General features: G+C 65.5%; 17 protein-coding genes. 10 read left to right on the top strand and 7 right to left on the bottom strand.

The annotated features are described in order from the left end of the window. Positions 1–780, bottom strand: coding sequence for a succinate dehydrogenase iron-sulfur subunit (locus BZF59_RS07705; protein ID WP_086607667.1), 780 nt, complete (start codon positions 778–780; stop codon positions 1–3). A 226-nt stretch (positions 781–1,006) separates the two neighbouring features. On the opposite strand from BZF59_RS07705, the gene BZF59_RS07700 reads away from it, so the two are divergent. Then, positions 1,007–1,753 carry an SDR family NAD(P)-dependent oxidoreductase gene (locus BZF59_RS07700; RefSeq protein WP_086607666.1) on the top strand — a complete coding sequence of 249 codons (747 nt, stop codon included), beginning with the start codon at positions 1,007–1,009 and terminating at the stop codon, positions 1,751–1,753. On the opposite strand, the gene BZF59_RS07695 is transcribed toward BZF59_RS07700, so the two are convergent. After that, positions 1,750–2,073 carry a hypothetical protein gene (locus BZF59_RS07695; protein ID WP_086607665.1) on the bottom strand — a complete coding sequence of 108 codons (324 nt, stop codon included), beginning with the start codon at positions 2,071–2,073 and terminating at the stop codon, positions 1,750–1,752. The genes BZF59_RS07700 and BZF59_RS07695 overlap by 4 nt on opposite strands. A gap of 87 nt (positions 2,074–2,160) precedes the next feature. Between BZF59_RS07695 and BZF59_RS07690 the strand changes: the two genes are divergently transcribed. Next, positions 2,161–2,796 carry a class I SAM-dependent methyltransferase gene (locus BZF59_RS07690; RefSeq protein WP_086607664.1) on the top strand — a complete coding sequence of 212 codons (636 nt, stop codon included), beginning with the start codon at positions 2,161–2,163 and terminating at the stop codon, positions 2,794–2,796. Here the strand turns inward: BZF59_RS07690 and BZF59_RS07685 are convergent, their stop codons facing one another. Together BZF59_RS07685 and BZF59_RS07680 are read right to left on the bottom strand one after the other, a co-directional pair. Beyond that, entirely contained in the window at positions 2,797–3,855 is a 1,059-nt protein-coding gene (locus tag BZF59_RS07685) for a tetratricopeptide repeat protein (RefSeq protein ID WP_086607663.1), read from the bottom strand. A gap of 4 nt (positions 3,856–3,859) precedes the next feature. Next, entirely contained in the window at positions 3,860–6,622 is a 2,763-nt protein-coding gene (locus BZF59_RS07680) for an Rne/Rng family ribonuclease (protein ID WP_086607662.1), read from the bottom strand. Between the two features lie 427 nt (positions 6,623–7,049). Between BZF59_RS07680 and BZF59_RS07675 the strand changes: the two genes are divergently transcribed. From BZF59_RS07675 to BZF59_RS16040, 7 genes are all read left to right on the top strand, one after another. After that, on the top strand, positions 7,050–7,949 hold the full coding sequence (locus tag BZF59_RS07675) for an N-acetylmuramoyl-L-alanine amidase family protein (protein WP_086607661.1): 900 nt from the start codon (positions 7,050–7,052) through the stop codon (positions 7,947–7,949). A 68-nt stretch (positions 7,950–8,017) separates the two neighbouring features. Continuing rightward, complete coding sequence (locus BZF59_RS07670) at positions 8,018–10,564, top strand: penicillin-binding protein 1A (RefSeq protein WP_211277371.1); 2,547 nt, start codon at positions 8,018–8,020, stop codon at positions 10,562–10,564. A gap of 50 nt (positions 10,565–10,614) precedes the next feature. Next, on the top strand, positions 10,615–11,175 hold the full coding sequence (locus tag BZF59_RS07665) for a peroxiredoxin (RefSeq protein WP_086607835.1): 561 nt from the start codon (positions 10,615–10,617) through the stop codon (positions 11,173–11,175). Between the two features lie 75 nt (positions 11,176–11,250). After that, positions 11,251–12,378, top strand: coding sequence for a peptide chain release factor 2 (gene prfB, locus BZF59_RS07660; protein ID WP_086607660.1), 1,128 nt, complete (start codon positions 11,251–11,253; stop codon positions 12,376–12,378). A 42-nt stretch (positions 12,379–12,420) separates the two neighbouring features. Further along, positions 12,421–13,113: a class I SAM-dependent methyltransferase gene (locus BZF59_RS07655; protein WP_086607659.1), complete on the top strand. Its 693-nt coding sequence runs from the start codon at positions 12,421–12,423 to the stop codon at positions 13,111–13,113. 73 nt (positions 13,114–13,186) lie between these two features. Continuing rightward, positions 13,187–14,626: an NAD(P)H-dependent flavin oxidoreductase gene (locus BZF59_RS07650; protein WP_086607658.1), complete on the top strand. Its 1,440-nt coding sequence runs from the start codon at positions 13,187–13,189 to the stop codon at positions 14,624–14,626. Position 14,627: 1 nt separating this feature from the next. Further along, entirely contained in the window at positions 14,628–15,254 is a 627-nt protein-coding gene (locus tag BZF59_RS16040; RefSeq protein WP_143738124.1) for a hypothetical protein, read from the top strand. Positions 15,255–15,464: 210 nt separating this feature from the next. Here BZF59_RS16040 and BZF59_RS07645 read toward each other — a convergent pair whose 3' ends face one another. Together BZF59_RS07645 and BZF59_RS07640 are read right to left on the bottom strand one after the other, a co-directional pair. Then, a complete protein-coding gene (locus BZF59_RS07645) occupies positions 15,465–15,968 on the bottom strand; it encodes a YkgJ family cysteine cluster protein (protein WP_086607657.1) in 504 nt (167 codons plus the stop codon). A gap of 42 nt (positions 15,969–16,010) precedes the next feature. Further along, positions 16,011–17,018 carry a 2-hydroxyacid dehydrogenase gene (locus BZF59_RS07640; RefSeq protein ID WP_086607656.1) on the bottom strand — a complete coding sequence of 336 codons (1,008 nt, stop codon included), beginning with the start codon at positions 17,016–17,018 and terminating at the stop codon, positions 16,011–16,013. Positions 17,019–17,127: 109 nt separating this feature from the next. On the opposite strand from BZF59_RS07640, the gene BZF59_RS07635 reads away from it, so the two are divergent. Further along, the gene (locus BZF59_RS07635; protein ID WP_086607655.1) at positions 17,128–17,622 is read left to right on the top strand and encodes an SH3 domain-containing protein; all 495 of its coding nucleotides are present in this window, start codon (positions 17,128–17,130) and stop codon (positions 17,620–17,622) included. Positions 17,623–17,646: 24 nt separating this feature from the next. Here BZF59_RS07635 and BZF59_RS07630 read toward each other — a convergent pair whose 3' ends face one another. After that, positions 17,647–18,843 (bottom strand): acetyl-CoA C-acyltransferase, encoded by a 1,197-nt coding sequence (locus tag BZF59_RS07630; protein WP_086607654.1) that lies wholly within the window; start codon positions 18,841–18,843, stop codon positions 17,647–17,649. Positions 18,844–18,869: the final 26 nt, after the last annotated feature.

Here is an 18,869-nt window from a genome sequence, read left to right as displayed (position 1 = left end):
TCAGATGGCCCGCTCGGCCATCATCTTCTTGGTCTCGGCGATCGCCTTTGCGGGGCTAAGGCCCTTGGGGCAGACGTTCGCGCAGTTCATGATGGTGTGGCAGCGATAGAGACGGAAGGGGTCTTCGAGGTCATCCAGGCGCTCGCCGGTCATCTCGTCACGGCTGTCAGCCAGCCAGCGATAGGCCTGCAACAGGATCGCCGGGCCGAGGAACTTGTCGCTGTTCCACCAGTAGGACGGGCAGCTGGTCGAGCAGCAGGCGCACAGGATGCACTCGTAGAGGCCGTCCAGCTGCTCGCGCTGTTCGGGGGATTGCAGCCGCTCCTTGCCGCTCGGCGTCGGCGAGACAGTCTGAAGCCACGGGCGGATGCTGGCATATTGCGCGTAGAAGTGCGTGAAGTCCGGCACCAGATCCTTGATCACGTCCATGTGCGGCAGCGGGGTGATGCGAATCTCGCCCTTCAAGTCCTCGATCGCGGTGGTGCAGGCGAGGCCGTTCTTGCCGTTGATGTTCATCGAGCACGACCCGCAGATCCCCTCGCGGCACGAACGGCGGAATGTCAGCGTCGGGTCGATCTCGTTCTTGATCTTGAACAGCGCGTCGAGGACCATCGGCCCGCACTGGTCGAGGTCGATCTCGAACTTGTCGTAGCGCGGGTTCTGGCCGGAATCGGGATCGTAGCGGTAGATCTTGAACGCCTTCACGCGGCCAGCGGACGTCTTGTGCGTCTTCCCGTTGGTGTTGATCTTGGAATTCTTGGGCAGAGTGAAGGTGGCCATTACGTGATCCCGGTTGCGTGTCGGCCCCTATCTAACGTCATTGCGCCCCCGCGCAAGCCGGGGCTGTTGCAGCCTTTTTAACAGGGGTTGAGCGCGGCACAGCAGCGGGCGTGTTGGAGACATTGAGACACTGTCCAGGAACAAAAAACCGGAGGCTCCCCAAGGGCGTGCGCAGGAGAGGGAAGAAAGGCAGGAACCGGTGACCCATCCCCGGCCTTTATCCGACATGGATGATGTAGGACAGAGCGCAGCGCGCGTACCGCGCAGCGCGGCGGTATTCGGGGCTTCGGGCGGAATCGGGGCGGCGCTGTGCGCGGGTCTTGCCGCGCGCGGCTGCGAGGTGATCCACGCCGGATCGCGCCGGGGCGAGGGGCCGCAGGGGCCTGCGATCCGCCCCTTCGCTTTCGACCTGACCGACGAGTCCAGCATCGCCGCCGCCGCACAGGCGATGCGCGACGATCCGCCTGGATGGGTGATCGCTGCGACCGGCGTGTTGACGCTGGCCGACGGCACGGGGCCGGAGCGCACCTACAAGCGCCTCGATCCCGCGGTGATGGCCGAGGTCTTTGCGCTCAACACCATCGGCCCCGCGCTGATCGCCAAGCACATGCTGCCGCTGATGCCGCGCGGACAGGGTTTCACCTTCGCCGCGCTCTCGGCGCGGGTCGGCTCGATTTCGGACAATGGCCTTGGCGGGTGGCATTCCTATCGCGCGTCCAAGGCTGCGCTCAACATGTTGCTCAGGAACTTCGCGCTGGAGATGGCCCGCACCCATCCCGACGGCGTGGTGGTGGGATTGCATCCGGGGACGGTCGATTCTGCGCTGTCGGAGCCGTTCCAGTCGGGCCTGCCCGAAGGCCAGCTGACTGCGCCGCAGGATGCGGCCGCCAATCTACTCGATGTCCTTGCGCGGCTGACCCCGGCGCAATCGGGGAGGGTTTTCGATTTCCGCGGAGACGAAGTGCCCGCTTAGCTGAATATTCCCACGGCAAAGTGCGCCCACACCGTCAGGAACAGCAGCACCGCAAGCCCGATCCCGGCGATCCGCCAGCGCGGCGAATCGAGGAAGTGCAGCGCCGCCTCGATCGCGCCGCACAGCAGGCCGAGCAGCAGCGCCATCGCCGCGAAGTCCTCCGGGCCCCAATTGACCTCGTCGCTCATCGCCATGCCCAGTGCCGGGAAGGCGAACAGCATCGCTGCGCCAAGCCACAGGTTGGGGTGGAACCGGAATGAGGATGGCGCCGCGCTGCGCGTGCTATCGCCGCTGCTGTCGCCCCTGCTATTGGTGGTCATTGCGCAGCATCCCTCCAGAGCCTGTTTGCAATTGCATCGCAACGTGCCACGCCTTGCAGCGCGGGGAAAGAGCACGCGGAGGAAATTATGGGACTGGCAAGCTGGTACGAGGCGAACGTCATGCCGCGGCTCATCACCTGCGCCTGTTCGCAGGGGCAGGTGATGAAGCGCCGCGCGGCGGTGGTGCCGCGCGCGCGGGGCGACGTGTTCGAGCTGGGCTGCGGGGGCGGGATCAATCATGGCTTCTACGATCCTGCGGCGATCACCTCCTATGCGGGGATCGATCCGCACCCCGGGCTGCTCGACGGTGCGCGGGCGGCGGCGCGGGAGAAGGGCTGGGCGGCGGACTTGCGGCAGGGGCGGGGCGAGGCGATCCCTTTCGACGATGCGCGCTTCGACTGCGTGGTCTGCACCTTCACCTTGTGTTCGGTGGACGATCCGCGGCAGGTGATGGCCGAGCTGCGGCGCATCCTGCGACCCGGCGGCGAAGTGTTGTTCCTCGAACATGGCCGCGCGCCCGATGCGGGGGTGCGCGGGTGGCAGGAGCGGATCGAGCCGGTGTGGAAACGGCTCGCGGGCGGCTGTCACCTCACTCGTCCGATTGCAGGCGCACTTGCCGGTGCGGGCTTTGCCGTCGAAACGCTGGGGGAGGGCTACACCCCAAAGGCGCCGCGCTTTGCCGGGTGGATGGAATGGGGTGTGGCGCGCCGGGAGGCGGATTGATCAGCGCAGCGGCGCGGCGGGCAATTCGCCCGCGTCGACTCGTCGCAGCAGCTCGGTCGCGATCGGCATTCCCGGAGAGAGCGTGAGCGCGCGGCCGAGCCAGCTGCGCATCGTCTCCGCTTCCTTGGCGCCGCGGCCGCTCTTGGCGATCAAGCGGGCATAGCCGAAACAGCCCATCGCCAGCCCGTCGTCACACGCCGCGCGGTAGGCCCCCGCCGCGCGTTGCCACTGGCGTTGCACCGGCGCCTTGCGGTCAGGCAAGGCGGCGACGGCGCTGCCGGGGACCATTGGGCACAGGAACCCTGGGTCGTCATCGCAGGCGAGGTGATAGAGCGCCGATCCCCGCACGCGGTTTGTCTCGAGCCCGAAGCCGTGGTCGTAATGCCAGGCGAGGTTCTGGCAGCTGTCGTAATCCATCCGCTCGCAACCCAGCAACAGCGCCGCATTAGCGGCCTCGGGATCGTTGCCGAGTTTCGCGTCGAGGTGGATGTCGTAAAGGCTGGCGAGGCCGAAACAAGCCGCGCCCGTCCCGTCGACGCACAGCTGGCGCAAATCGGCAAGCGCGGTGCCATCCCCGCCCGCCGCCTCGCGCGAAAGATGCAAGTAGAGGTTGGTGCAGGCCTTGGGCTGACCGAGCGTGCAGGCGCGGCGGTAGAAGGCAAGGCCTCTGCTCAACTGCTCGAGGGAGGCGGTGCCGGTGCCCGTTTCGACCGCCCGCAGTTCCTCGTGCCCGAGATTGTAGCAGGCAACCGCGATATCGGCGTCGCAGGCGCGGGTGATCAGCGCGACGTAGCGCGCCCGGTCGGGCTCCACGCCCTCGCCGTCGCGATAGACGATGCCGAGTTCGTAGCAATCACCTGCGCTGCCCGCATCGCAGGCCTCCTGCCACAGCTTGCGGGCGGTGGCGTAATCGCCCTTGTCATAGGCCGCCTGCGCCGCTGACTTGGCGGGCGGAGCGTTGGGGCGCTGCGATTGGGCCGTTGCGGGAACGGCCAGCGCGAATGCAATGAGGGCGGCGGCAAAAGCGCTGTGGAGCCCTTTTGCGCGCCGCCCAATCATTGGCTTACTGCCCGAAGGTGCGCTGCCACCAGCCGCGGCGCGGCTCACCGGCCGGGCCATCGGTCTGGTCGGAAGCGTCCCCGGCTGCCGGAGCACCGGCAGGCGCGGTGGCCTCGGCGGTTTCGGCAGGTTCGGCCTCGGCCACCTTGGCCTTGCGCGGCGCACGCTTGCGCTTGGGCTTTTCCGCCGGTGCGGGTTCCCCTTCGGTCACGGCTTCGGCCTCCGGAGCGGCAGTCGCCTCGGCGCCTTCGGCAGCGATCTCGGGGGCGAGTTCGGCGGGCACATCTTCGGCCACCGGTTCAGCAACCTTCTTCTTGCGCGGCGCACGCACCCGCTTGGGCTTTTCGACCGGGGCTTCGGGAGCCGATTCGACTGGCGCTTCGGGCTCGGCTTGCGGGGCTTCGGCTTCGTCGGTGTTCACCGCGTCGCCATTGTCGCCGCCTTCGCCGCCTTCGCCGTTCTCGCCAGCGTCGCCTTCATAGGTGCCATCGCGGCGCTTGCGCCCGCGACCGCCGCGACGGCGGCGCTTCTTGGGACGGCCTTCGCTGTCGGTTGCGCCATCGTCACCCGTCTGGGTGTCGGTGCGCTCTTCACCGTCATCGCTGTCAGTGTCGGCGTCGTTATCCGCGGCATCGTTGTCAGCGGCTTCGCCCTCGGCGCCATCCTCGCGGTCGCGATTGCGGCCCCGTCCGCCACGGCGACGGCGGCGCTTCTTCTTGCGCCCGCCATTGTCATCGCTGCCATCGTCATTGTCGGCCCGCTCGCGCCGGGGCTTGCGGGGCTGACGCTCCTCGGCCTCGGCCTCTTCCTCGGCGAAGTCTTCCTCCTCCTCGGGCAGGTCCTCGTCATCATCGTCGATGATCGGTTCGAACTTGGGGGCCTGCGCCGGGCGCGGCCCCATGCTCGCAACGCTCATCTTCGCGCCTTCGTCCTCACCTTCGGGGACGACTTCGACGCTGACGCCGTAGCGCTGTTCGATCTCGACCAGATCGGCGCGCTTTTCGTTGAGCAGGTAGATCGCCGCCTCGGTGCTGGCACCCAGACGGATCAGCGTGCCCTTGCCCTTGGCCGCTTCGTCTTCGATCAGGCGCAGCGCCGACAGGCCCGCCGAGGATGCCGTGCGGACGAGGCCGGTGCCATCGCAGTGCGGACATTCGCGGGTGGTCGCCTCGAGCACCCCGGTGCGCAGGCGCTGGCGGCTCATTTCCATCAGGCCGAAAGAGCTGATGCGTCCGACCTGAATGCGCGCGCGATCGTTCTTCAGCGCGTCCTTCATGGCCTTTTCGACCTTACGGACGTTATTCGAATACTCCATGTCGATGAAGTCGATCACGACCAGACCGGCCATGTCGCGCAGACGCAGCTGGCGGGCGATTTCGCGCGCCGCCTCAAGGTTGGTGTGAAGCGCGGTCGCCTCGATCCCGTGTTCCTTGGTGGAACGCCCGGAGTTGATGTCGATCGATACCAGCGCTTCGGTCGGGTTGATGATCAGATAGCCGCCGCTTTTCAGCTGCACCATCGGATCATACATCGCCTTGAGCTGGTCTTCCGCGCCATAGCGCTGGAACAGCGGCACCGGATCGGAGTAGGCCTTCACCCGCCGCGCGTGGCTTGGCATTAGCAGCTTCATGAAGGCCTTGGCCGACTTGTAGCCTTCCTCGCCCTCGACGACGACTTCTTCGATTTCCTTGTTGTAGATGTCGCGGATCGCGCGCTTGATAAGGTCGCTGTCCGAATGGATCAGCGCGGGCGCGACCGAGGCGAGGGTCTTCTCGCGGATCTCGTCCCACACGCGGGCGAGGTAATCGAAGTCGCGCTTGATCTCGGGCTTGGTGCGGCTCATGCCCGCCGTGCGCACGATCAGGCCCATCGAGCGCGGCAGCTTGAGATCGGAGACCATGTCCTTCAGCCGCTTGCGATCGCTGGTGGAGCTGATCTTGCGGCTGATCCCGCCGCCGTGCGACGAGTTGGGCATCAGCACGGTGTAACGCCCGGCGAGGCTGAGATAGGTGGTCAGCGCCGCACCCTTGTTGCCACGCTCTTCCTTGACGACCTGGACCAGCAGCACCTGACGGCGCTGGATCACGTCCTGAATCTTGTAGCGGCGACGCAGCGCCATGCGCTTGGCGCGCACTTCGTCGACCTGCTTGGCGCGGCTGCGGCCACCCTTGTCGTTGCCGCCCTTGTCACCGCTCTTGCTCTGACGACGGCGACCACGCCCGCGGCGCCCACGCTCTTCGCCAGTGTCGCTGTCTTCGGCGCTGTCTTCGCTGCTCTCGTCATCGGAGCCGTCTTCGTCGGATGCGCCGCCTTCGATGGTGGCGACATCGTCCTTGTCGGAGGTGTCGACTTCTTCGACGCCGTTCTCGGCAAAATCTTCGGCCAGCGCTTCGCCGCTGTCGTCCTCGGCGTCATACTCGGCGCCGGGCGAGATGCCTTCATCCTCATCTTCGGCGCGCAGACGCTCTTCTTCCTCGGCCGCTTCTGCCTCTTCGGCGAGCAGCGCGTCGCGATCCGCCTTGGGAATCTGGTAATAGTCGGGGTGAATTTCGCTGAAGGCGAGGAAGCCGTGGCGATTGCCGCCGAAGTCGACGAAGGCCGCCTGCAGCGAAGGTTCGACCCGGGTTACCTTGGCGAGGTAGATATTGCCCTTGATCTGCTTGTGTTCGGCAGATTCGAAATCGAATTCCTCAATCCGGTTGCCTTGCAGAACCGCCACCCGTGTTTCTTCCGGGTGGCGCGCATCGATAAGCATGCGCGTTGCCATTGAATAGTCTCCATGCGCCCGGCCTTGCCCGCGTAAGCAGGGGAAGGGGACGCGCATATTGTGGGGAACCGGCCTGCCCGAAAGCCGTGCCGGAAGGGATGATCGCGCCATGACCGCCAGCGGCGGCGAGCGCGAAGCTCGTGTCTGCAATGTCGAACGTGCGGCCGATCGCCGCGTCTTGACCCGAAACGACACGCGAGCGCGAGAGGCGCTGCGGGCTTGTCGATCGGGAAAAACGTATCGTCACTGCATCAACCTGTCTTGATACCGGGAGCGGGAGAGAAAGATGGTGCCCCGGTGCGGGAGGTGGGCAGAATAGGCGCAGCGCGCCTTGATCCGACATCTCCGACAACATCGCTAGCACTGTGGGGCAAACCCCGCAACTCTATTGCGTTTCCTTCGCGCAAGAACGTAAGCCAGCGGTGTAATGAGTTATCGCACCCTGCTGCTGATCGTGCTGCTGGTTCCGGCCCTTGTGCTCGGAGGTGCGGCTGCGCTCGGGCTGACAATCCCGGTGCCGCATTGGGGCCGCGACTATGTGGTGACGGTTCCGCTCGGAGCGGCGGGCGTGGCGGTCGATCTGCCGGAGGTCGCCGGGCCCGACGATCCCGCCCGCCCGCTGGTGGTGATCGATGCCGGGCATGGCGGGCGCGATCCGGGTGCGGTCGGGACCGATGCCGAGGGGCGCAAGGTCAGCGAAAAGGACATCACGCTCGCCATCGCGCTGGCGCTGCGCGACGAGCTGCTCAAGGCCGGCGGGATCCGGGTTGCGCTGACCCGCAGCGATGATCGCATCCTGCCGCTCGCGCACCGGCCCGAGATCGCCCGCCTGCTCGATGCCGATCTGTTCATCTCGATCCATGCCGACTCCGCCGGGGAGCGCGACGATGTCAGCGGGGCGAGCATCTACACCCTGTCGAACGAAGCCTCGAGCGAGGCGGCAGCCCGGTTCGCCGCGCGCGAGAACAATGCCGATCGCCTCAACGGCATCGCCATCGAAGGCACAAGCGAGGCGGTCAGCGCGATTCTGGTGCAACTGTCGCAGCAACGCACGCAGGACAATGCGGCCGAATTTCTGGGACTGATTTTGCGTGAAGGCAGCGACCGGGTCGCCTTCCACGCCCAGCCGCGCCGCTCGGCTGCGCTCGCCGTGCTGCGCGCGCCCGATGTGCCTTCGGTGCTGTTCGAAAGCGGCTTCGTCACCAACCGCACTGACCGTGCGCGTCTGACCACGGCAGAGGGCCGGGCGCAATATGCCGGCGTGCTGGCGCGCGCGGTGCAGGTCTACTTCGCCCGGCGCAGCGATGCCGGCGCTGATGCGAACTGAAAGACAGGCATTGTGTTCGGATTGCGGCTAGCCTTGGACAACTTGAGCGTGCTAGTTGCCGCCCGCCGATGACTGAACCGACCGCCTCTCCTGCCGCTGACGTTCCTGGCGCGGATGGCGCTGCGCTCTCGGGCTGGGCCTATGCGCGCTACCGCGTCAACCGCGACCTTGGCGGTGTGCTGGCGTGGTTCGCCGCGCGCTGGCGGCAGAGCCGCTTGTTCAAGCTGGCGGCGATCGCATTCGGGCTGTTCCTGACGATCTGGATCGCGGTCTTCGTCTGGCTCGCCAGCGACCTGCCCGAGGCCGAGGCTCTGCTGACCTACGAAACCCCGCTGCCCACGGTGGTGCGCGGCCATGATGGCGAAATCGTGCACTCCTATGCGCGCGAGCGGCGCGTGCAGCTGCAATATGCCGATTTTCCCGAACTGCTGATCGAGGCCTATCTCTCGGCCGAGGACAAGACCTTCTTCAGCCACGGGGGGATCGACTATTTCGGCACGGCGGGCGCGGTGGTCGATTACCTCAATCCGGCGCGCACCAAGCGCGCGGTCGGCGGGTCAACCATCACCCAGCAGGTCGCCAAGAACCTGCTGCTGGGCGACGAATATTCGGTCACCCGCAAGCTGAAGGAAATGATCCTCGCCGGGCGGATCGAGGGTGCGCTGACAAAGCAGGAAATCCTCGAGCTTTACCTCAATGAAATCCCACTGGGGCGGCGTTCCTTTGGGGTTCAGGCGGCGGCGCGGGCCTATTTCGACAAGGATGTCGACCAGCTTGAACTGCACGAGGCTGCCTTCCTCGCGATCCTGCCCAAGGCGCCCGAACGCTATGGCCGCAAGGGGCAGGAGCAGGCGGCGCTCGAACGGCGCAATTTCGTTCTCGGCCAGATGGAGGAGAACGGCTTCATCACCGGCTCGGAGCGGCGCGCGGCGGCGGCCAAGCCCTTGGGTCTTGTCACCCAGCGGCGCGAGCGTTCTGTCGATGCGGGCTATTTCCTCGAGGAAGTGCGCCGCGAGCTGATCGAGCGTTTCGGCGAGACTGCGGAGAGCGGGCCCAATTCGGTCTATGCAGGCGGGCTGTGGGTGCGCACCAGCCTAGATCCCGAAATGCAGATCGCCGCGCGCGATGCGCTGCGCGAAGGCCTGCTGCGCTATCACGGCGGGCGCGCCTGGGCGGGGCCGATCGCGACGATCGATGTAAGCAAGGGCAATTGGGCCGGGCAGCTGCAATCCTCGCCGCTCGGGATCAGTTACAAGGACTGGCGCGTGGGCGTAGTGACGCAGCGCAGCGGCCAGTCGGCACGGATCGGCTTTGCCGATGGCAAGGAGTTTCCGCTCAGCGGCCTTCCCAATGCCCTCAAGGCGGGCGACGTCATCGCGGCGAGCCCCTCTGGTAATGGCTGGCAGGTGCGCACCATCCCCGAAGCGCAGGGCGCGCTAGTGGTGGAAGATGCGCAGATGGGCCGGGTGCTGGCAATGCAGGGCGGCTTCGACCACCGTTTGTCGGACTTCAACCGCGCGACGCAGGCGATGCGTCAGCCGGGGTCGACCATCAAGCCCTTCGTCTATGCCGCCGGGCTCGATAGCGGCATGACCCCTTCGACCCAGGTCGATAACAACCGCTTCTGCTATTATCAGGGCGCGAACCTCGGCGAGAAGTGCATCCGCGGCTCGGGCCGGGGTGGGCAGTACCCGATGCGTTACGGGCTCGAGCAGTCGCAGAACATCATGACCGTGCAGATCGGCATGACCGCGGGGATGCCCAATGTCGTGAAGGAAATCGAGAAGATGGGGATCGGCAAATTCCCGGCCTATCCCTCGACCGCGCTCGGGGCGGGGGAGACCACGCTGACGAAGATGGTCGCGGCCTATTCAGCGCTCGCCAACCATGGCAAGCTCATTCCGCCGACCGTGATCGATTATGTGCAGGACCGCCGCGGCAAGGTGTTGTGGCGCGCCGATACCCGCGATTGCCGGGGCTGCAACATGGCCAAGTGGGACGGCAAGCCGATGCCGCGTCTGGGCATCAGGGGCGCGCAGGCGATGGACGCACGCACCGCCTTTCAGGTGATGCACATGCTGCGCGGTGCGGTCAGCCGCGGCACCGCGACGGTGCTGAATTCGCTCAACCTGCCGCTCTTCGGCAAGACCGGTACCACCACAGGTCCCAAGGACGTGTGGTTCATCGGCGGCACGCAGCGGATGGTCGCCGGGGCCTATGTGGGCTTCGACCAGCCCCGCAACATGGGCGGCTATGCCTATGGCGGCACGATCTCCGCCCCGATCATCAAGAGCCTGATCGAAAAGACCAAATCCAAGTGGTCCGATCTGCCCCCGGTCGCGCCGCAGGGCGTGCAGATGGTGCGGGTCGACCGGCGCAGCGGCAAGCGCGTCTTCGATGGCTGGCCGACCGACGATCCCAAATCGGCGATCATCTGGGAAGCCTTCAAGCCAGATACCGAGCCAGAGCGCTACACCCGGCAGGACGCTATCGCCGCCAAGCGCAACGAGATCATCGCGCTGATCCGCGCCGGTCGCAAGAATGCCGAAAGCGCAGTGGTGGACGAGCCGATCGACGAGCCGGTCGACTTCATCGATACCGGCGGGATCGACTGATCGCGACAATGGGCTGGAACCGCAGACGGGACTGGCGGGTTGAAGGCGGCATGACCAACCGTTTCATCACCGCTCCGCTCGCCGCACTCGCCCTTGCCGGGTTTGGCGCTGCCACTTTCACGCTCACCGCGCCGACAGCGGCGCAGGCCGAATTGCCCAAGGGCACCAAGGCCCCGGCCTTTGCCACCAACGCCGCGCTGGCGGGGAAGGAATTCGGCTTCAACCTTTCGGCTGCCCTGGCGAAGGGGCCGGTGGTGCTCTATTTCTATCCCAAGGCCTTCACCTCGGGCTGCACGCTCGAAGCCAATGCCTTTGCTGAGGCGATGCCGCAGTTCAAGGCGGCGGGCGCGAGCGTGATCGGCCTGTCGAACGACGATATCGCCACGCTCAAGCGCTTCAGCCGCGAGGAATGCCGCGATGCCTTCCCCGTGGGTGTGGCGAGCGCCAAAATCATCGCCGCCTATGACGTGGCGATGGGCAATTCGGGCCTTACCACCCGCACGTCCTATGTGATCGCGCAGGATGGCCGGATCGTCGCCGTGCATTCCAACGCGGATTATCGCGGCCATGTCGAAAAGACCCTTGCGGCGGTGCGCGCGCTGAAGAAGTAAGGCGGGGCGGCGCTTTACAATCGCGCCGCCGCCGCTAAGCGGTGCCGACTTTTTGGCACGACTGAAGGATCAACCATGCGGGCCGAGGCCCAAGCCTATATCAACCGGATCGAAGCGGCGCTGGCGCTGGTGCGCCTGTCGCTCGACTGGGATCGCGCGCTGCGCCGCCTCGACGAACTGAACGCGCGGGTGCAGGACCCGAAGCTGTGGGACAATCCCAAGCAGGCGCAGGCGATCAGCCGCGAGCAGAAGACGCTGGAGACGGCGGTCAACACGGTGCGCGAAATCGAGGCCGAGATGGCCGACGCGATCGAGTTCATCGAAATGGGTGAGACCGAGGGCGAGGACAGCATCGTCGAGGATGGGCTCAAGACGCTCGCGGCGCTGGCCGATCGGGCCGATGCCGACAAGGTGCAGGCTCTGCTTTCAGGCGAGGCCGACGGGAACGACACCTATCTCGAAATTCATGCCGGCGCAGGCGGGACCGAGAGCCAGGACTGGGCTGAAATGCTTTTCCGCATGTATGGCCGCTGGGCCGAGCGGCGCGGCTTCAAGGTGGAAACGGTCGAATATCAGGCGGGCGAGCAGGCCGGGATCAAGTCGGCGACGCTGCTCATCAAGGGTGACGGCGCGTATGGCTATGCCAAGACCGAAAGCGGCGTCCACCGGCTTGTGCGGATCAGCCCCTATGACAGTTCGGCCCGGCGCCACACCAGCTTTTCGAGCGTGTGGGTCTATCCGGTGATCGACGATACCTTCGAGATCGACATCAACCCCGCCGACCTCAAGATCGACACCTATCGCGCATCGGGCGCGGGCGGACAGCACGTCAACACGACCGACTCTGCGGTGCGCATCACCCACCAGCCCTCGGGCATCGTGGTCGCCAGCCAGCAGGATCGCAGCCAGCACAAGAACCGCGAAATCGCGATGAATATGCTGAAGGCGCGGCTCTACGAGGCGGAGATGCGCGCCCGCGAGGAAGCGGCGAGCGCCGAGCATTCCGCCAAGAGCGACATTGGCTGGGGCCACCAGATCCGGTCCTACGTCTTGCAGCCCTACCAGATGGTCAAGGACCTGCGCACCGGCGTGGTCTCGACCTCGCCCGATGCGGTGCTCGACGGGGCGATCGATCCCTTCATCTCGGCCGCGCTCGCGCAGCGGGTGACGGGTGAGACGGTCGAGATCGAGGACGTGGAGTAGGCGCGGATGCGGGCGCACGCTCTTGCCTCCGGTGCTGCGCTGATGGCCGCGCTCGCGCTCGCGGGCTGCGACAACGTTGTGCCGATTGTTCCCGGCCCGAATGCGACCGAGGCGGTTTTTCCCAAGCCCGATCGCCCGATTGCCAAGGTCGTCTCCAACCAGTTCTCCAACGAGGACGCGCGTGACGAGCGAAACGAGGCCAAGGTGGTGATGGACCTCGCCAATATCCGCCCCGGCATGACCGTGGCCGATATCGGCGCGGGCGAGGGTTACTACACCGTCCGCCTGGCCGAGCGGGTCGGCGGCGATGGCCGGGTGCTGGCGCAGGACATCAGCCGCGAAGCGCTCGAACGGCTTGGCCGCCGGGTCGAGAAGGAGCGGCTCGAGAACATTTCGATCAAGCTTGGCGATGTGGACGATCCGCAGCTGCCGCCCGACAGTTTCGACCGGATCTTCATGGTCCACATGTATCACGAAGTGACCGACCCTTACGCCTTCCTGTGGAACATGTGGCCCGCGCTGAACGGCGGCGGTCAGATCGTGGTGGTGGAAACCGACAGCAGGGTCGGCACGCATGGCCTGCCGCATACGCTGTTGTTCTGCGAATTCGAGGCGGTCGGCTATGTGCTGGCCGAATATATCGAACGCCCTGACATCAAGGGCTATTTCGCGCGTTTCCAGCGCGGGCCCAAACGCACCGCGCCTGATGCGATCAAGGTTTGCGACGCCGGGTAGCAAAACGGGTAGAACAGCAAGGCGTCTCAAGCGTTGCGGCGCGCGTATCTCGCATCTATGTGACCAATCCGTAATGCGCGCCACGGGACGGCGCGAAGGGGAGTTTTCATTGTTCAAGGGATTGAGCCCGATCATCTACGGCGGGCGTGAAGTCTGGCCGCTGGTCGAAGGCGGCAAGGGTGTTTCAGCGACCAATCATGCCAGTTCGGGCGCGTGGGCGGCTGCCGGCGGTATCGGCACGGTCAGCGCGGTCAATGCCGACAGCTACGACGACAACGGAAACCCGATCCCGCAGGTCTATCACGGCCGCACCCGTGAAGAGCGTCATCAGGAACTGATCCGCTATGCCATCGACGGCGCCACCACGCAGGTGAAGAAGGCCTACGAAATCGCGGGTGGCAAGGGCGCGATCAACATCAACGTGCTGTGGGAAATGGGCGGGGCGCAGGCCGTGCTCGAAGGCGTGCTGGAAAACACCCGCGGCATGGTGACCGGCGTCACCTGCGGCGCGGGGATGCCCTACAAGCTCGCCGAAATCGCTGCGCGCTTCAACGTCTGCTACCTGCCGATCGTCAGCTCCGGCCGTGCCTTCCGCGCGCTGTGGAAGCGGAGCTACCACAAGGTGCCCGATCTGATGGCGGCGGTGGTCTATGAAGACCCCTGGCTGGCGGGCGGGCACAATGGCCTCAGCAACGCTGAAGACCCGACCAAGCCCGAAGATCCCTATCCGCGGGTCAAGACCCTGCGCGACATGATGCGGATCGAGGGCGTGCCCGACTCCGTGCCGATCGTGATGGCGGGCGGGGTATGGTTCCTGCGCGAGTGGAACGACTGGATCGACAATCCCGAGCTCGGCACCATCGCCTTCCAGTTCGGCACGCGCCCGCTGCTGACGCAGGAAAGCCCGATCCCGCAGATCTGGAAGGACATGCTGCGCACCGTGGAACCGGGCGATGTGCTCCTCCACAAGTTCTCGCCCACCGGATTCTATTCCAGCGCGGTGAAGACCCCGTTCCTCTATGATCTGATGCACCGCTCCGAACGCCAGATCCCGTTCTTCAAGCGCGGCGAGCAAGAGGGCACGGTGCAGCTTGGCGAAGACGGCAAGGCGCGCAGTTTCTGGGTGAAGCCCGAGGACAAGACCCGCGCCGAAATGTGGATGCGCGCCGGGCATTCCGAGCCGTTGAAGACGCCGGACAACACTGTCGTCTTCGTGACGCCGGACGCGCGTGACACGATCCGCAAGGATCAGCAGGACTGCATGGGTTGCCTGTCGCACTGCCAGTTCTCGAGCTGGAAGGATCACGACGACTACACCACCGGCCGCCTCGCCGATCCGCGTAGCTTCTGCATCCAGAAGACCCTGCAGGACATCGCCCACGGCGACGATCCCGACAACAACCTCGCCTTCGCCGGCCACGCCGCCTATCGCTTCAAGCAGGACCCGTTCTATTCGAACGGCTACACGCCGAGCGTAGGCGAACTGGTCGAGCGGATATTGTCGGGCGATTGATGTGAGTTCGTTCGCACCATGGCTTTTGCTGTTTACAGTGCAGTCGTCGGATCAGATTGTTGCTGATTTCGAAGAAGCACTCGCGGCCAATAATTTAGCTATGGATGCAGCATTTTCATGTATGGACATTCAAACAAAGGAAGTGCTCAAAGAGCATCTATTTGAGCCGGAAGCACCATGGATTGTCGATTTCGCGCTTCAAAAATGTGATGTGCATTTCGACGAGATGCGGAAAATTCTCACCAGCAACCAAGATTTAGTTGCGGAAGCGGAAACGCTGGTGATAGAGTTTCGGGACAGAGTCAGAGTGGCCTACATCGAAAATATCGGAAATCTTTTTGTAAAAGAAGATTTTGCGCAGTCGCGGGCCGATATGGCCACCATGAAGCTTGGTGACTGTGTTCGTGATAAGGTTAATCTGTGGGCATCGCAGTCTTCACAGCCAGAGACTCTTGCGAAGGCAGCAGTTTCCTCTTGTCGAGATGAGTGGAATGTTTGGCGTTCATTGCAACCATATTCGATCAAGGCAAAAAAGTTGCGTGTTGAAATGCACGATTATGAAGCCCGCTTCAAAACATTGCTTATTGAGACCGCAACCGTCTGGGTATTTGAGGCAAGATCAAAATAGTATTGGCTTTTGTCTTGCGCTGGCCGCTTAGCGTATCAGCGCGGTCCGAACCTTATCGGGTAGATGATGCTCATCGATCCAAATTCGGAAATTGGCGATCACTTTGTGGCCCGGATCTTCGCGGCGCTCTGCCATAAGCAGGGATCGAGGCGCTCGGCGATCGCGCGGGTGATCCACGATCTGGGCAAGCGCCTGAGCGCCTTACCGGTCTCAGGCGCGCGGCATGATCTGGCGTTCCGAGGCCTTTCGGAAGTGCTGGTCAAGCACGAGGTCGAGCATCCCCAGCGCGATCATCAGATGCGGCGGTGCCATCAGCGGCGCGGTGTCGTCCGTAGCCAAGGACCGGCGGCGCATCCGGCGCAGGTCGGTGACGGTCATGCCGGGGGGCAATTGCAGGGTGAGCGCCGCCATCATCGCGCGCGCCTCTTCGACGCGTTCTGCGGCTTCGGCAAAGGTCAGGTCCTCGGCCTCCAACGCGCGCAGCAGCTTGCAGCGGTAGGCGCGGCAGGTGGCCGGGCGGGTGTCATAGGTGGTGCAGCACGCGCCATCGAGCGCAGGGCAGGGCAGTGCAAAGCCGAATTCGCCCTCGGCCTCCAGCACGGCCAGACCATCGGCCCGCGCCTGATCGACTTCCTCTGCTTTCAGCGGGCCGAAATCGAACAGCGCACCGCTGCAACACAGCCCGCATCGGGTGCAAAGATCCGTCTCGGCCATGGCGCGCGAGTATGGCGCGCTTTTGTCGCGCGTCCAGATCGTTCAGATCAGCGCCGTCAGCACCTGATCGGGCGGGCGGTGGCCGTCGGCCCACATGCGGATATTGGCGATCACCTTGTGCCCCGAATCCTCGCGACCCTCGGCGGTGGCGCTGCCGATGTGGGGGAGGGTCATGACATTGGGGTGGGCGATCAGGCGCGGGTCGACGTGCGGCTCGTCCGGGTAGACGTCGAGCCCCGCACCCGCGAGGTGGCCCGATTCGAGCGCGGCGATCAGCGCCTCCTGATCAATCAGCTCGCCGCGCGCGGTGTTCACGATGGAGCTGCCGGGCTTCATCAGCGCGATCCGGCGCGCGTCGATGAGGTGGCGGGTTTCCTCGGTCAGCGGGCAGTGGAGCGTGAGGATATCCGCCTCAGCCATGAGCGCATCGACATCCGCAACGTAACGCGCAGCCAGCATCCGTTCGAGCGCTTCGGGGAGAGGCTTGCGGTTGTAATAGGCGATCTCCAGCCCGAAGGCCCGCGCGCGGTGTGCGACCGCCTGACCGATGCGCCCCATACCGATGATGCCGAGCACCTTGCCCGCCAGCTTCCTACCCAGCAGGCCCGAGGGTGCCCAGCCGGTCCACTTCCCGCTGCGCACCAGCGCGGTGCCTTCGCGGATGCGGCGCGGCACGCCGATGATGCCTGCCATCGCAAGGTCGGCGGTGTCGTCCGTGAAGACGCCCGGCGTGTTGGTGACGATGATCCGCCGCGCGGCGGCGGCGGCGAGGTCGATATGCTCGGTCCCCGCCCCGAAGCTGGCGATCAGGCCCAGCCGCTCGCCCGCGCCTGCGATCAGATCGGCGTCGATTTTGTCGGTGACGGTCGGCACCAGCACGTCGCAATCCTGCATCGCTGCGGCGAGCTGATCGCGGGTCATGGGCACATCGGTCTCGTTCAGCACCACATCGAAGAGCTCGCGCATCCGCGCCTCGACCGCCGGCATTAGGTGGCGGGTGACGATCACGCGGGGTGCGGCGGCAAGCGGACGGGTGGGGCGCTGGGTCATGGATGCGGGGCTAATGCCACAGGCCTGTGGCGGTCAAGGCAAGGAATTGCACGCGCTGCAGGAATCGGTGGGCTTGAATCCGTGGTCATCGAGGCGCTATCGCTGGCTCATGCAGGGATTCCGTTTCTTCGCGCTCGTCGGCCTCGCGCTGATGCTCGCCGCCGCCGCCGTGACCGCACCGCTCCGCGCGCAGGACAGGGCCGTACCCTATTGGGCGAGCCTGCGCTACGAGACCGTCAACATGCGGGTCGGGCCGAGTGGGGAATATCCGGTGAGCTGGGTCTATCAGCGCAAAGGCCTGCCGGTGAAGGTGGTGCGCGTGCGAGAGGGTTGGCGTCTGGTCGAGGACCACGAGGGCACGCAGGGCTGGATCGCGGCGAGCCAGCTCAATCCCGAGCGTGGCGGCGTAGTGATCGGCAAGGGGCTCGCGGAGATCAAGGCCGAGCCGAACAGCGCCGCGGTGGTCAAGTGGCGGGCCGAACCCGGCGTGATTGGTGCGGTGAAATCCTGCCGCGAGGGCTGGTGCGACATCGATATCGCCGGGCGCAAGGGCTGGATCAGCGCCGCGCGCCTGTGGGGATCGGAAGCGCTGCCGGGCGGCTAGGCACCGCCCGGCGAACGCGATTTATCAGACCAGTTCGATCGCCACGGCGGTCGCTTCCCCCCCGCCAATGCACAGGCTGGCAACGCCGCGCTTCTTGCCATGCGCCTTCAGCGCTGCGATCAGCGTGACGATGATCCGCGCGCCCGACGCGCCAATCGGGTGGCCGAGCGCGGTGCCGCCGCCGTTTACGTTGATCTTCTCGTGCGGAATGCCGAGATCGCGCATCGCGAACATCGCGACGCAGGCAAAGGCCTCGTTGACTTCGAACAGATCGACATCCTCGACGCTCCACCCGGCACGCTCCAGCACCTTCTGGATCGCCGGAATCGGCGCGGTGGTGAACTGCGCCGGGGCTTGCGCGTGGGCGGCGGTGGCGATGACGCGGGCGACCGGGGCGAGCCCCTTGGCCTCAGCGACGCTTGCACGGGTCAGCACCAGCGCGGCGGCACCGTCCGAGATCGAGGAGGAGGTCGCCGCAGTGATCGTGCCGTCCTTGGCAAAGGCGGGCTTCAGCTGCGGGATCTTGTCGGGGCGGCCCTTGCCGGGGGCCTCGTCATGCTCGACCACCACGTCGCCCGCGCGGGTGCTGACCGTCACCGGCACCACCTCATCGGCGAAGGCGCCGCTGGCGATCGCCTTGTTGGCGCGGGCGAGCGATTCGATGGTGTAGGCGTCCATCTCCTCGCGGGTCATCTGATAGGCGTTGGCGGTGTCCTGCGCGAAGGTGCCCATCGCGCGGCCCTGTTCGTAGGCATCTTCCAGCCCGTCGAGGAACATGTGGTCATAGGCAGTATCGTGCCCCAGCCGCGCGCCCGAGCGGTGCTTCTTCAGGAGGTAGGGCGCGTTGGTCATGCTCTCCATGCCGCCCGCGACGACGACATCAATGGTGCCGCTGGCGAGCGCTTCTGCACCCATGATCACGGTCTGCATCCCCGATCCGCAGACCTTGTTAACGGTGGTCGCCTGCACGCTGAGCGGGAGGCCGGCCTTGATCGCCGCCTGACGCGCGGGCGCCTGGCCGAGGCCGGCGGGGAGCACGCAGCCGATATAGGCGCGGTCGATCTCGTCACCCGAAACCCCGGCGCGCTCCACTGCCGCCTTGACCGCAACCGCGCCCAGATCGGTCGCCGAAACCTCCGCCAGCGCGCCCTGCATCGCGCCCATCGGGGTGCGGGCATAGGAGAGGATCACGATCGGATCGGCGGGGGAAAGCTGGGTCATGGGGTCGTCCTTCCTGTGGGATTATG

This window comes from Erythrobacter donghaensis (assembly GCF_002155425.1).
In the GTDB taxonomy this organism is placed as follows: Bacteria; Pseudomonadota; Alphaproteobacteria; order Sphingomonadales; family Sphingomonadaceae; genus Erythrobacter; species Erythrobacter donghaensis.
Note: the sequence above shows the minus strand (reverse complement) of the source record. Positions and strands in the feature narration are given on the sequence as shown.

What these genes read in the sequence shown, in the direction of transcription:
- BZF59_RS07705 (WP_086607667.1), bottom strand. Translation starts at nt 780, where the DNA reads ATGGCCACCTTCACTCTGCCCAAGAATTCCAAGATCAACACCAACGGG.
- BZF59_RS07700 (WP_086607666.1), top strand. Translation starts at nt 1,007, where the DNA reads ATGGATGATGTAGGACAGAGCGCAGCGCGCGTACCGCGCAGCGCGGCG.
- BZF59_RS07695 (WP_086607665.1), bottom strand. Translation starts at nt 2,073, where the DNA reads ATGACCACCAATAGCAGGGGCGACAGCAGCGGCGATAGCACGCGCAGC.
- BZF59_RS07690 (WP_086607664.1), top strand. Translation starts at nt 2,161, where the DNA reads ATGGGACTGGCAAGCTGGTACGAGGCGAACGTCATGCCGCGGCTCATC.
- BZF59_RS07685 (WP_086607663.1), bottom strand. Translation starts at nt 3,855, where the DNA reads ATGATTGGGCGGCGCGCAAAAGGGCTCCACAGCGCTTTTGCCGCCGCC.
- BZF59_RS07680 (WP_086607662.1), bottom strand. Translation starts at nt 6,622, where the DNA reads ATGGCAACGCGCATGCTTATCGATGCGCGCCACCCGGAAGAAACACGG.
- BZF59_RS07675 (WP_086607661.1), top strand. Translation starts at nt 7,050, where the DNA reads ATGAGTTATCGCACCCTGCTGCTGATCGTGCTGCTGGTTCCGGCCCTT.
- BZF59_RS07670 (WP_211277371.1), top strand. Translation starts at nt 8,018, where the DNA reads ATGACTGAACCGACCGCCTCTCCTGCCGCTGACGTTCCTGGCGCGGAT.
- BZF59_RS07665 (WP_086607835.1), top strand. Translation starts at nt 10,615, where the DNA reads ATGACCAACCGTTTCATCACCGCTCCGCTCGCCGCACTCGCCCTTGCC.
- prfB (WP_086607660.1), top strand. Translation starts at nt 11,251, where the DNA reads ATGCGGGCCGAGGCCCAAGCCTATATCAACCGGATCGAAGCGGCGCTG.
- BZF59_RS07655 (WP_086607659.1), top strand. Translation starts at nt 12,421, where the DNA reads ATGGCCGCGCTCGCGCTCGCGGGCTGCGACAACGTTGTGCCGATTGTT.
- BZF59_RS07650 (WP_086607658.1), top strand. Translation starts at nt 13,187, where the DNA reads ATGCGCGCCACGGGACGGCGCGAAGGGGAGTTTTCATTGTTCAAGGGA.
- BZF59_RS07645 (WP_086607657.1), bottom strand. Translation starts at nt 15,968, where the DNA reads ATGGCCGAGACGGATCTTTGCACCCGATGCGGGCTGTGTTGCAGCGGT.
- BZF59_RS07640 (WP_086607656.1), bottom strand. Translation starts at nt 17,018, where the DNA reads ATGACCCAGCGCCCCACCCGTCCGCTTGCCGCCGCACCCCGCGTGATC.
- BZF59_RS07635 (WP_086607655.1), top strand. Translation starts at nt 17,128, where the DNA reads ATGCAGGGATTCCGTTTCTTCGCGCTCGTCGGCCTCGCGCTGATGCTC.
- BZF59_RS07630 (WP_086607654.1), bottom strand. Translation starts at nt 18,843, where the DNA reads ATGACCCAGCTTTCCCCCGCCGATCCGATCGTGATCCTCTCCTATGCC.